Origin of the sequence: Leptolyngbya sp. FACHB-261, from assembly GCF_014696065.1 — a bacterium.
Lineage (GTDB): Bacteria > Cyanobacteriota > Cyanobacteriia > FACHB-261 > FACHB-261 > FACHB-261.
The window spans coordinates 426072-438820 of sequence record NZ_JACJPL010000001.1 but is presented as its reverse complement, the minus strand read 5'-3'; the positions used below and the strand labels follow the sequence as shown (position 1 = coordinate 438820).

11 protein-coding genes are annotated in these 12749 nt (G+C 54.5%); 5 read left to right on the top strand and 6 right to left on the bottom strand.

Annotated features, from left to right (window positions below; genetic code table 11):
• Window positions 1–9 precede the first annotated feature (9 nt).
• Window positions 10–576, bottom strand: a complete 567-nt coding sequence (locus H6F94_RS01995; protein WP_190800542.1) for a P-loop NTPase family protein — start codon at window positions 574–576, stop codon at window positions 10–12.
• A gap of 96 nt (window positions 577–672) precedes the next feature.
• Window positions 673–1890 carry a tetratricopeptide repeat protein gene (locus H6F94_RS01990; RefSeq protein ID WP_190800541.1) on the bottom strand — a complete coding sequence of 406 codons (1218 nt, stop codon included), beginning with the start codon at window positions 1888–1890 and terminating at the stop codon, window positions 673–675.
• Between the two features lie 83 nt (window positions 1891–1973).
• On the opposite strand from H6F94_RS01990, the gene H6F94_RS01985 reads away from it, so the two are divergent.
• From H6F94_RS01985 to H6F94_RS01975, 3 genes are all read left to right on the top strand, one after another.
• Window positions 1974–2183, top strand: a complete 210-nt coding sequence (locus H6F94_RS01985; protein ID WP_190800540.1) for a ssl0294 family protein — start codon at window positions 1974–1976, stop codon at window positions 2181–2183.
• A gap of 519 nt (window positions 2184–2702) precedes the next feature.
• The gene (locus tag H6F94_RS01980; protein ID WP_190800539.1) at window positions 2703–4112 is read left to right on the top strand and encodes a DEAD/DEAH box helicase; all 1410 of its coding nucleotides are present in this window, start codon (window positions 2703–2705) and stop codon (window positions 4110–4112) included.
• A 128-nt stretch (window positions 4113–4240) separates the two neighbouring features.
• On the top strand, window positions 4241–4480 hold the full coding sequence (locus H6F94_RS01975) for a hypothetical protein (RefSeq protein WP_190800538.1): 240 nt from the start codon (window positions 4241–4243) through the stop codon (window positions 4478–4480).
• 86 nt (window positions 4481–4566) lie between these two features.
• On the opposite strand, the gene H6F94_RS01970 is transcribed toward H6F94_RS01975, so the two are convergent.
• Together H6F94_RS01970 and H6F94_RS01965 are read right to left on the bottom strand one after the other, a co-directional pair.
• A complete protein-coding gene (locus H6F94_RS01970; RefSeq protein ID WP_190800537.1) occupies window positions 4567–5268 on the bottom strand; it encodes a hypothetical protein in 702 nt (233 codons plus the stop codon).
• A 767-nt stretch (window positions 5269–6035) separates the two neighbouring features.
• Window positions 6036–7673 (bottom strand): transglutaminase domain-containing protein, encoded by a 1638-nt coding sequence (locus tag H6F94_RS01965; protein WP_190800536.1) that lies wholly within the window; start codon window positions 7671–7673, stop codon window positions 6036–6038.
• A gap of 263 nt (window positions 7674–7936) precedes the next feature.
• Between H6F94_RS01965 and H6F94_RS01960 the strand changes: the two genes are divergently transcribed.
• The gene (locus H6F94_RS01960; RefSeq protein ID WP_190800535.1) at window positions 7937–8416 is read left to right on the top strand and encodes a TerB family tellurite resistance protein; all 480 of its coding nucleotides are present in this window, start codon (window positions 7937–7939) and stop codon (window positions 8414–8416) included.
• Window positions 8417–8627: 211 nt separating this feature from the next.
• The gene (locus H6F94_RS01955) at window positions 8628–8993 is read left to right on the top strand and encodes a hypothetical protein (protein ID WP_190800534.1); all 366 of its coding nucleotides are present in this window, start codon (window positions 8628–8630) and stop codon (window positions 8991–8993) included.
• A gap of 43 nt (window positions 8994–9036) precedes the next feature.
• On the opposite strand, the gene H6F94_RS01950 is transcribed toward H6F94_RS01955, so the two are convergent.
• Together H6F94_RS01950 and H6F94_RS01945 are read right to left on the bottom strand one after the other, a co-directional pair.
• The gene (locus tag H6F94_RS01950; RefSeq protein ID WP_190800533.1) at window positions 9037–9513 is read right to left on the bottom strand and encodes a Crp/Fnr family transcriptional regulator; all 477 of its coding nucleotides are present in this window, start codon (window positions 9511–9513) and stop codon (window positions 9037–9039) included.
• A complete protein-coding gene (locus H6F94_RS01945) occupies window positions 9497–12655 on the bottom strand; it encodes an MFS transporter (RefSeq protein ID WP_190800532.1) in 3159 nt (1052 codons plus the stop codon). Before H6F94_RS01945 ends, H6F94_RS01950 begins: the two co-directional genes overlap by 17 nt.
• Between the last annotated feature and the right edge of the window lie 94 nt (window positions 12656–12749).

Here is a 12749-nt window from a genome sequence, read left to right as displayed (position 1 = left end):
CTTCGGCCCCTACGGGCAGTAGCTACGGCGCAGTTCCGTAATTTGATCGGCAGCGTCGAGCAGAGATTGGGGCATGTCGGGACCCGTCAGAATCACGTCGACCGAGATTGGACGCTGCTGCAAAAGTTCCAGCACCTCAGCCTCTGGGATCAAGTTGAAATTGACTGCCAAACTCAGCTCATCTAGAACTACCAGATTGTAGTCTCCCCGCAGTACACAAGTACGGGTGTGCTGCCAGAGTTCGGTGAGTGCAGCTTGCTCCGATTCATCAAGTTGGGGAGTATCAATACAGCGGGGCAAGCTACAGCGCAACCAGTCCAGCGTTTGACCTAAATGGACCGGATGCTCGTGACCTTGCCGGATGCCACCCTTCAGAAACTGCACAACTAGAACTTTGCGTCCCTGCCCGGCAACCCGCAGCGCCTGTGCCATAACACTTGTGAAAAAGCTGCGATGGGGTGCCGTAACGACCTGAACCAATCCCTCCACAATGGGCAGCAGCTCTGATTCCAATCGAGAAGCTGGCTTTGTGGGCTGAGATGGGCTTAGGGCTGAAGGCTCCAGTTGTGCAACCATGGGCAGGCGTCCAGTAAGGGCAAGATCTAGTGTGCCTGAGGGCTATAGCCTTTCAGTCAACACTAAATGTGTGCTTCCGTCAACTTGCCCCAGCGCTCACGACTTCTGGTGGGAGAGGTAAACCAAACTGGAGTAGAACTGCAAAGCTGTCCCCCCTCTTAAGTAGGGCTGCTCGGGAGGATAGTAGCCGGACCAGGGCACTGTGGGCAAGTTCCGCCACTCAGGACGAATTATCTCTTGTAGAAACACATCGCCACTGCGATCCACCTCTGCCTGAGGACACTGATTCTGAATCCAGGTCATTAAATGCTCCCAGGCTGGCGCAGGACTGTTCCCAGCAAAGTCACGGTCACTGAGTCGCAGGATGGGAGCCTCAGGATCGGCTAGATGCAGATCACAGACTTGGCCGTAGTCCTGTACAACCTCGACCATCTTTTCTTCAATCTGAGTCTGAGGTTTGCTCCAGGGCCGAGTCTGTTGGATCTCCACTTCCCGAACTTGCAGGGTGGTCATGCGGGCTGATGTGATCAGCAATCTTCGAACGCTTGCCCAGGCGAAGCGATAAGCAGGTTTGCTGTCGCCGGTAACGCTGAGAGGCTGAAAGCTACCCCAACCGTCGCCTTCGTCACGCAACTGCTGTCCAGGCAGAAGAATGAGCTTCTGGACCTGGCTGCTACGCACCAGTTGAACTGGTACCTGCGCTTGCCTCAGAGCTTGATACAGAGGCCACAGGTGAGCTGCTTCACCCTGATGCAAAACCCGAGCCCCCCCGCGACGCATATGTAGTTGAAGCGTGTATGCATCTGTACTGGGCAGATGTTGGGCTAAGGTGACTGCGCAACGCTGCTGCTCAGGGCGCTCTAGCGTTTCAGCTGGGGACCAAACCAGGAATACTAGTTCTGCTGGCTCCCAAGACTCTGGTAAACCAGACTGGACCGATGCTGGCTCGGCTGGTGAACTGCTCTCCTGGGTCGAGGCTTGAGCTGGTGGGGTCTGGGTTAGTGAGGCCTGGGCTGGTGAGACTTGAGTAGAGCTTGCAGGCGCAGGCCCATCCTTGAGAAGCGTGCTTAAAGCTTGCCGAGCCAGGTGGAGCACTTGGCGATTGTGGCTGTATTGCAGGAGCCGCCGTAGTACTGCCTCAGCTTCTTGGCGTTGACCCTGCTGAGCGTAAAGCAGACCCAGATAGAGCTGCACTGGCGGACGATCTTTGGCCTCTGGCTGCTCTTGCAATAGGGCTTGCAGGTTTGCCATCGCCTGGTTGTAATCGCCTTGGTCGTAGGCATTTTTAATGGTTTCTAGACTAGGTTCCAGCATGGGGGGCCTGGGACTATCCTCAGTCGGCAGATGAACGCGCTAGGATCGACTCAAGAAAACCTAATGGAGTGAGTAGATCCATCATGGATGAGCTAGGGCCGATTTTTAAAGAGTTGGTCGAGCAGCCAGCTGCCTTCCTGGGCGGGTTGGTTTCTGGTTTGCTGCGTCTGAGCTTAACGGAAGACCCGGTGAGAACCTGGCTAGATCAACAGTCTGATCAACCCGGCTTCACTGCTCCTCCTGGTGAACAGAACGGCAAGAGTAGCGGCCCGCAGTCGATTTCCATCGACTAGTCTGTGCTTCTTGATTGCTGCTCCCCATCGCTTGTTAGCTGAGCTGGGTCCAGTGTGGGCAACCTGACTGGTAATCTATCGCTGATCTACCAACATTCAGACAACTTCCGACAACTGTTGAGGCGAACAGCTTGCTAGGGCAAGCTTGAAGGCAAGTACGAGCGCAGTCTTAGCGGCCCGCTAGGATATCTAGGACATCTTGCCGGTTTCTCCCGGTTTTGGCCTCTTTGTCACGAATCGTGAAGATAAGGAGACCCAAATCTTGGGAATTTGCTGCCTAAACTCCACTAGTTCGTTACACTTGCCGGATTTTCGCTATAATTTAAGCTATGTAAACAAGTGACGAACGCCCCTCTTGGCCCGGCAGCTCAAAGACCTGGCTGAAGGGAACATGCCGGCGTGTCCTGCTTCTTTCTAGAAGTTTCCTCACAGGTGTTTGGAGCCCGTGTCAGACTGTGCGGGGTACGCGGTTGGTGTCAAGGGGCAGATGTTCATTTCCATCCTGAAACAGGAGTATTCGTGACCCTTTCTTTTCAAACTTTAGGACTCTCAGAAGCGCAGCTGCGTGTATTGGGTGACCTAGGTTTTACCGACCCGACCCCTATCCAAGTTCAAGCCATCCCAGTTCTACTGGAGGGGCGTGATGTCGTTGGCCAGGCTCAAACCGGTACTGGTAAAACTGCCGCATTTGGACTGCCTTTGTTGCACCGTCTGGAGCAAAATAACCCAGATGTCCAAGCTTTAATTTTGACACCGACTCGCGAATTAGCGATTCAGGTTGCCCAAGCTTTACATAGCTTTCGCACAGAATCTCGTGTGCGGGTTCTGCCGGTTTACGGGGGGCAGTCGATTGAACGCCAGCTCCAGCGTCTAGAGCGCGGGGTTCAGGTAGTTGTCGGGACACCCGGCCGGGTTCTTGACTTGCTAGAGCGTGGTAGCCTGCGCTTGAACGGTGTCCGCATGCTGGTGCTGGACGAAGCTGACGAGATGCTCAATATGGGCTTCTTGCCAGATGTTGAGCGGATCTTGTCTCAGGTGCCAGATGCCCGCCAAACGGCCTTCTTCTCGGCCACGCTCAACAATGGTATGCAGCAACTCATTCGCCGCTACTTGAAAGAGCCGGTGAATGTAAGGGTGCAGACTCCTAAAGATGCCCCTGTCCGCATTACTCAGGTAGCCTATCAACTGCCCCGCAACGTGCCCAAGTCTAGGGCGCTGCTGCCAATTCTGGAGGTAGAAGATCCAGAAGCTGCGATTATCTTTGTGCGCACACGCCAAGCGGCAGCTGAACTCACGAGCACGCTTCAGGCCGCTGGGCACAGCGTAGATGAGTATCACGGCAACTTGAGCCAGAGCCAGCGTGAGCGGCTGCTTAGCAGGTTCCGTTCCTCACAGGTCCGCTGGATTGTGGCAACAGACATTGCAGCTCGCGGGCTTGATATCGATACGCTGACCCACGTCGTTAACTACGACTTGCCAGATAGCCTTGAGAGTTATGTTCACCGCATCGGTCGTACAGGCCGAGCTGGGCGTGAAGGGCGTGCCATCACCTTGGTCACCTCTTTTGAGCGTTACAAGCTGCGGGCGATTGAGCGTCACGTTGGCCAGACCCTAGAGGTGCTATCACTGCCGACGCGTGCAGAAGTAGAAGCCAAGAACTTGGAGAAATTCAAGACCCGTATCCAGGAGGCTCTATCTGGAGAACGGCTAGCTTCTTTCTTGCCCCTCGTGGCCCAGTTGGGTGGCGATGGTTACGATGTCCAGGCAATTGCGGCAGCTGCATTACAGTTGGCCTACGATGGCAATCGCAAGCCGGGAGACATGGCTTTAGCTGATGAACTAGAGCCAGAGCAACGCTCCAATGGTGGCAGCGAAGGTGGACGTCCGCGTTCGTCTCGCCCTGTGCCGAGAGTGAGCCGTCGTTCCTAAGATTAAGATTCGTTCTTAAGATACGGTACTACTGTATCTGACTCCTAAATAATCCTCCGCCCTGAAGAGCAACCTTCGGGGCGGAGGATTATTTTCTTATGATTAGAGGTACGGGCTGGGATAACAGGGTGGATTCAACAACTATGCGTCTAGAGCAACTGCGCGGCCGTCAGGCCTACTTGGAGGATTTGGTCAATCACTGGTTGCGGTTGGTAGTGCGACATAAGGGCACGATCCAAGAGCGCAAGATCTGGTTGGGAAAGGCAATTGACCAGTTAGAAGAACAAGGAGACGCAGGAGCAGCTCAGGTCCTGCGAGAGCGAGTTCTGCAAGTGCTCGAAACCGCCGAGCAGGACCTGAACGACTAGTAGATCTAGTTAAGTTATGCCCCCTGTGAGGCCCTTAACCTAGCTGTGGCCCAATTAAGGCTGTCTAACTAAGGCCAGAGATGGGACTAGAAATTGTAGCCAATGCCCAACTGGAAGCCCAAGGCAACATCGTCTAGGAAGCCGATGTTGAGGGCTGCGTTGGCAGTGAACTGGCCGATGGGAAAGTCTAAGCCGCCGGTCAGTGTGAAGTAAAAGGCGTCGTCGTCAGTCGTGAAGGTTACACCAGGACCAACATAGGGAATGACGGTGGCAGGTAGGTCGGGGCTGATGCCCACTAGATCTATGGTGAAAGGCGCAAGGATGGTGACATCGCTGCCGACTATGATCGAGGGGCGCACTGAGACATCCGCACCTCTAAAGATGGACGTGATGCGAAACTTGCTGATTGCGGAGAAGGCACCGAAGTCTCCATAGGCGTCTTCGATTAGACCGAGACTACCACCAACGCCAATGTAGTTAGGGCTGGTAGGTGCCCGTCGGATATCAAGAGTTTGTCCTGTTGAGCTGGGCGCAGGTGTCTGCTCCAGAGGGGCTTGCTCGGCAGGGGCAGGCGTCTGCTCGATCGGGGTTTGTAGGGTAGGGCTTTGGTCGGTTGGAGCTGGCTCAACCGGAGCAGGCGTAGTGGGCTGACTAAATGCCGGATCCGGTGAGGTAGTTGGAGTCTGAGCAAGCTGAACTTCTTCCTCAACTTGAGAAGTTGTAAAGCTGGTATGTGCGGGCTCCGCTGATCTCTGCAAGTCATGGGCAGAGGTTGAAGCTGAGGACATTGTCGATAAAGCGCCTGCTTCAGCAGTAGAGCTTACTGCTTGCACATTTGCTAAAGGTGCCTGTTCTGCCAGTGCAGGTACTCCACTCCCTAAAACTCCTAATCCAAGCAGGCCTACATATGCTAGAGGGCTTATACTCCTCATTTCAACACTCTTTCTGGCACTAACGACATCAGGACCTTATGACGAAGCTTAGTAATTAATCATCCATCCTTAGCAGTATCTAGTCAGGGTGATTATAGTGCCGTTAGTCATGACTTCTAGAGAAAAAGGAGTTTGCGTTCTTAGGCTCACGGAAAAATTCAAGCCCATACTGCTTTGGCAAGGCGCTTGAACTTTATCGGAAGCAATTAGCTTTAGATTCGGATTCAGTGTGAATTTAGGCTCGATTTTGCTGTCGCGGAGGCACAAAGGCCTTGAGTGCTTGAAGCTTCCAAAATTCATGCTCCCATCAAAGCCTGCGTTTTAGGCAATCCCCTATTCAGTCAGACGAGAAAACGTTGCGGCAGACGTTATAGGTATTTCAGAGAACTACTAGAAAAAAGGTTAAGGCTAAGCAGTGGCTCGGGCTCTGCTAAGCAGAGGCAAGTCAAGTTTGAGGGACAGCCGCCATGTTATTCCAGGTAGCGGCTACAGATTATTAGCTAGATCTAGAGATGATTGTTATCTATTTGGCCAAAGCTAGGCTGCGCTAGACAGCAGGTTGCTAACAAAAAACCTGATTCTGTAAGAATCAGGTGAAGGTCTCATCTGAGTTGTCGTAACTACTACAGCTCGTCCAGCACGCGGAAACGAACGTGGTTGATGGCAAGTTCGCCAATCGAATAATCACGTGCACTAATCGTCTCGAAAGAAATGCCCCGCCCAATTTCGACATGGAGCCAGGGTAGACCCATAAAGAAGCGACGGGGATAAGGACTATCGCCAGTGTCGTCCGGGTTAGACTCCATTGGTACCCAGCCGAAATCAGGAATATAGAACTCGATCCAGACGTGGTTGTACTCCGGGATCAGGGGCACGCCGCGCAAATCAGGATGGGGTGGACACTTATAGCGGCCTACGGTACGACAGGCGATGCCGTTCAGTCGGGCCAGAGCCAGCAGAACACCGACATACTCACCGCAAGAGCCGCTGCCCCGCTCTAAAACCGAATCGGGTGCGTCAATGTAGGGCGTGACTCGATAGCTGAGATGGTCGTATACGTAATTGCGGATGCCTAGCATCTGCCGTAGTAGGTTGGTTTCGCTGCCAATGGCTTCCACTGCAGCTTGGCGAACACTTTCGGTGTCCATTGCTAGGTCATCGTCATCGACCAGATATTGCTCTCGCAGTTCGGCCGGCAACTCACCCGCATCCTCAACATCTTCGAATCTGAGGTTGTACTTAATGCCTCGCACCTCTAATACCGCTCGCCAGCCGAATAGCCGCACCTCACCTGGTTCTAGGCGATCAAAGTGGAACACAGCCATGCGTTGGGTGCCGTGTACTTCCTCAGTGAAAGGCATACCCACGGGCTCAACCTGACAAACCTTCTGCCGGTGGGTATTGTCGGGCAGGGCAATTTTCCAGGTTAGATCCTCCAGAGTGACTGGCTCTAAAGGATCTATTTCTTCGAGGTAGGTCAGCTCAACTCGATAGCCACCAGATAAGGTATAGCGCTCTTCAACAAAGTGCTTGAAGGAGAGTGAGTGAATAAAAGTCTGATCTCGGACTGCCACCTGAAACGGATCTTCATCGTTAGGGCTCTCGCGAATGTAGCGCTCATCGCCTGCATATGCGACGTAAAGCTCATCCCCCAGGAACGCCAGGCCAGAAGGTTGCTCAAAGGGCGTTAGTAGGTTGAAGCGGAGGTCGCCTGTCTGCAGATCCAGGCAGTACACCGTTTGCTCTAGGCTGTCACAGACCCAAAGGGCAGGACCATAGAGGCTGTGGTTGTGGACGTAGAGATTTTCTTCGCCAACACCAGGGGCATAAAACTCGCCGACCTGTTTGCCTAGGGCTCGGTCAAAAATCAGAATGCGACTGCTGTAGCGACAGGTTAGATAGATGCGGTCACCATCGACAGCAACACCCTCTACAGGCTCGGGCAAGCTGAGCAGAGGTTCTAGGGGGCCCAGCCGCCCTTTTTTAGTGAGGCTGCTTTGATAAACAGTGCGCTCTTGACTAATCCAGACCAGACCGCCACTGTAAGCCAGTCCCCTTGCACCCGATAGCCGTTGTTGCGGGTAGGGGTTGAGAACTGTGGTTGCTCCTGTGGCGGGCTCAATCGAGATTAGGGAGCCAGAATAGCGGTCGAGCGCCACAACACTGTCGCCAACGAAGGCGAAGCCAGCCAGGGCAGAGGCAGCAATGGGGCGAATAAGGGATTCGGTCTGAGCAGAGGTGTTGTTCACATCGGACATCATGCGTTATCTCAACCCTAAAACGCTGTCGCCTCCGCTGCTTTCCACCGCAGGACAGAGCCGGACCAAACTGAGTGGAGCCCGGCAAAAACTTAAGCGAAAGCTGGTTAGAGCAACTTAAGACAAAACTCAGAATCAAGCTCAAAACCAAGAGTGAACAGCGCAGAAACCTGAGAAAGCTGTAGCAAACCTATGCATCTGTCGTGGCCCTGGGCGACTTATGGTATGGGTAAAGCCGATGGTGATTCTCTACTCAGTTGGCAATTATGAGCATTCAACCACCGCCACCGCCACCGATCACGCCTCGCCAGATGAATTTACTGCGGGCTGTAACCGCAATGGCCTGGTCTGATGGACAGCTAGAGCCAGATGAAGTGCGTTTGCTGATCGACCGCTTCGCAAAATTGTTCGCGACTTCTGAAACGCAGCAGGCTAAGTTGAAGCAAGAGCTTCAGGATTATCTAGATCAGAACATTCCGCTAGATGAGCTGATTCCTCTGATCCCTAACCTAGAAGACCGTCAAATTGTGCTGAAGTTAGGCTACGAGGTAATTCGAGCCAGCGCCCGCACCCCAGACGAGCCGAAGGTTAACCCCGATGAGGAAGTTGCCTATCAGCGCCTGGTTCGGTTATTGGGACTGCCAGCCGACATGGTGAAAGCGATCGAGACTGAGGCTGAACGGGAGGTCGGTGGCGGCGGGCTTGATGGTCTGGTTCAGCGCTTGAGCCGGTTCATCAAAGGCTAGTGCTGCTCGCGAGCGTCATAAAACTTAGCTTCAAACTCAGCTCCAGATTTAAGCTCTAGGTTCAAGCTCTAGATTTAAATGGGTCCGACGACCTTAGACCCAGGCAATATTGGGTTCTCAAGACATAAACGTATCCCTGGAGCGATGCAAGTCTTGACAGATTTGCTTGAATGGTTTCAACCTCATCTCCTGTTGTTAGTTTGGTGAAGCTATGCCTAAGACTCTCTTCTGGGCCTTTGTGCTCGGCGGCTTGTTGGCGACACCTGCATTCGCACAGTCAGCTGCTGATTTAGGCACCCAATCTAGGAGCCAAAACGTCTCCGACTTGGCGAGCCCTCGTAATCTTAGACGAGGCGAATTTACCATTCGCGACCAAAGTGCTAGTGAATGCGCAGTAGCGCCTCCTGACGTCGCTCAATCAACAACAACGAATCCCATACCTCCCGCAGGTACTCAAGCCAACAGTGGTGGAACCTGTGTACAGATTCCGGTGGGTGGGGACTCGAAGCAAGACCTGCTGTTGCGGGGACAGACTGGCGGTGGTGCGGGTGCCGCAGTGTTAGTTCCTATTCGCTGAATTGCCTTCATAAAATCAGACTTAGAACCGAAGTCTGTAGGCACTAGCGGGCAGCCACTTCCGTGCCAACATCCTGTGTGACTTGGCCCTGTAGTACAGGGTTTAGCTTCTGGTTGAGGTCACGAATGCGGCGTGAGAGCAAGCGAATAATGTTGACTGCAATGCCTGGTGTTTCGTCAATGGCCTCGTAGAGCTGTTGCTGCGTCAACACTAGGCAAGTGCAGGATTCCAGCGTGGTGACTGAGGCTGAGCGGGGTTCGGAGTCAAACAGGGACATCTCGCCAAAGCAGGCTCCCTGAGCAAGTTGGGCTAGCTCCTGTTGCCGCAGATGTACCCGAACTTGGCCCTGAACTACGATAAATAGTGCTTGGCCTTCCTGGCCCTCAGTAAAAATCGTGTGCTGGGGTGGATAGGTGACTTCGTCCATGATCGAGGCTAGTCGAACCAGAAAGTCATCGCGTAATTCCTGAAAAACAGGCACTTGGCGGACGAAGAGTAGGCGATCAACGCTGGTTAACATGAGGGGCTTCTCCGGTCTGGCCGTTGTTGGGCGCAGCCAGGTGAGGGGAATTCATTAAACTTTGAACTTGGGCATTGACAATCTGATCTGGATCTGGATAGAGGCGTGGCAGGAGGGCTTGCAGGGTGCGTGGACTGGCCATGGCTAGATAGCTCAGTACAGCTTCGCGCACATAGCCTGTGGGATGGCGTAAACAGGCTAGCGTAGACTTCACGGGTACAGTCCAGCGTTGGTCTCGAGCTAGGTGAAAGCAACAGGCTACCGCCCAATCTGATAAGAAGGCCCGCAACTCAATTAGTTGGCGCAGACGTTCTGGGGCAGCCAGGCTACGGTAGGGAGCCAAATCGCGCAAGCTATCCAGTTTCTCGCCTTCTGAGCAACGGTCAAAGACAGTGAGTAACGCCCGTTTGCGAGGCAGATCCAGCGTATTGTCCAAAATCTCCAGCCCTCGGGCCAGCCCAGCCCCCGACGTTGATTGGATATCGAACGCTGCCGCCTGAATTGCCCGAGCGGGATACAGTAGCCGCAGTGTCAGAAATAGCCGTTCCTGGCTGTCGCTCAAAATCCCATCTAATGCCCGAGCTAGTAGATCAGCAGGCCCCTGCTCAGTGGGATCCTGTGGGGCAGCATGGCTCAAGCCCAAGTCTAGGTTGGCGGCATAAATCTGGGTGACCAACAATAGCTCTTGGTCGATCAGTGCCTCAATGCCTCGACGGCCTAGCCGCTCAACGGCACCATCAATGCCTGCCTCCCGAGGAATGCGCAGCAAGATTTTCAAAAGGGTCCGGCGCAGGCGCAAGCAGCCGTATTCTCCCCAAGCGACGCGCAGCCGCTCGGTCAGATAAGCAACTGCCTCGGCTGTATCTAGCTCACCAATCACTGCCCAAGCTCGAAGGCGAATTGGCTCTGCGAGTCGTCGGTCCTCAGCAAACTGGCTCAGGGCCGGTAAGATTTCATCGCCAAGCCGCACCATACCAACCCGCGCCGCGGACTGCGTAGAAGTGTAGGAGAGGCCCCGCAGCAAGGAAGGATAGTAGTCCTGCGCATGGGCATCCGCGATAGCTTCGAGCAGGGCAGAACGCACGCTCACAGAAGGGTCTTTGAGCAGTTTTGGCACTGTAGCCTTTAGAGGCTGAAAAACAGCAGCATCCCCTAGGACTCGGCAAGCCAAAAGCCGCTCCTGCTCAGAAGCGTGAGTCAGCATTTGTCGCAGTGTCTGTGTGCCCAGACTAATCTGCTCAGCTGTGCCGCTCCGTAGCATCAGAGACGCAACCGTGCTGCGAATCGCTGGGTTCTCGGTCGGCTTGAGATGGATTTCGAGGGGGCGCAGATCTGGATTGATTTCTGTGAGCCATAAGTAGCGCAATGCTGCCGCTAGCACCTCGGGCTGTTGGTTGGCATCAAGCTGGTCCTTGAGCCTCCGAACTTGCTCTCGGTTAGCGCTAAGACTGCGAGGATTGGGATGAGCAAGCATTAGTTCTAAACTTAGCTGCTGCAATCGAGGTGGCAATTCTGGCAAGCGGGGAGCCAGCACCTCGCTGATACTATTGGCGTCGATTTGCGTGAGCAGTTCGATGCAAGAGCGCTTGTCTGCCTCCGTTCCAGGCCGCGCTAAGGCTTCGACTAACGCCCGTTTGAGCGAGCGCAAGTCGGCTTGGATGCCACTGAGCTGTCCTCGCTCAGCACTCAGCACCAGCAGGCGCACATAGTCATTACGCAGCAACCAAATTACCGCTAGCCAGGTCACTGCAACCGCTACAACCAGCAAGGCAAAAAAGCGCCCAGTGGCTTGCTGACTCCAGTTCCAACGGGCCAAGAGCCACACCAGCCCTCCTATTGAGGCGCCAGCAAGGCCCGTTGCCAGGGGGTCGGCGACCCCCCGCACCAGCGCTTGTACCTGAGCCTGCACCCGTTCGGGGATCGCTTGAAACAGGACCGGCACAGCACCTGCCAGCAGGGTATAGCGGAACAACTCGTCGCAAAACTTAAGAGCAACCAGCCCCTGGAACAGGTCTACTAGGCCTGCGCCTGCGATTACCGCGGTCAGAATTAGCAGGACGCTGCCAGGTAGCACCATCATCACGATGAACACGCCCAACCGTTCGATCAAACGGCTGGCAATAAACCACTGCGTGGTCAGCTCTAGGAGCCCTAAAACGCCACCGAAAAGTCCCAAGAACTGCGCGATCTGCTCTTCTTGCCCCAGAGTTTGCTGCAACTGATTGAGGAACTGGAAATCGACCAGCAAGTACAGACCCTGGGACAGCACAAAGAACCCAAATAGCAGGCGGGCGTAGCGCCTCAACGGTCCTTGCAGTCGTCGGGTGGCTGGCTCTTCGGCCTCAGAGGCTGCGGCGCGGCGAGGGGCCTCTGGAAAGCTGCTGCGGTAGCGCTGGCAGAGTCGCAGGAGCAGCACAGCTCCAATGCCCATCATGACGCAGGCCAGCAGCAGCACATTCTGGATGCCGACCCAATGCAGAACCAGGGGCAAAGAGAAGCCGCTTAGAACGTCTGCGACTAGTACACCGCTGCTGATCAGGGGAAAGGTGCGCTTAAGTTCACGGATATTGAAAAGCTGATTGGCGGCAATCGAGTTATTGAGGTCGTTGAGGACGTAGACTGCCTCTAACCACAGTCGAATGATGAACACGACCACCACGGTCCAACTGGCGATTCCCAGGCCCAGCCGAAACAGAAACAGCGGCATTGCCAGGGCAAAGGCGACGCCGACCAATAACTGACGCAAGGGTAATGACCGCTGCAACTGGGCGTACAGCCACCCCAAGGCAGTGGCGATTAGCGCCCCGGCAATGTAAATCAGCGGTAGGGTTTGCGCTCCATAATCTGCCAGAAACAGCGCAACACTACTGGCCTCTAGCCACAACACACCGATCGAGGTGGCAGTGTAGAAACCGAACATCAAGAGGGTCCGTTCGCTCTCTTCGGGGCGCAGATTCAGCCATTGCAGCCATCGTTTTGCCCGACCTTGAGCACTAGCAGTTCGAAAGGCGGCTTTAGGAGAGGGGATACGAAGCAGGGAGCGGTCCAGTTTCATGGCTTGCCGGTTCTGTTTGCGCAGGCCCACTGGCCCAATTTGAGAGAAGGTGGCCTCCAGGCAAAAATGATCAAAACCGAGCCGCACCCAATGCCCCTAATCTTGGTGGGCTCGACCACTGCAACTTATCTATGATGCCAACCGAGCTACTCATACAGCCCAGCGTGGCGCTGCAAAACAT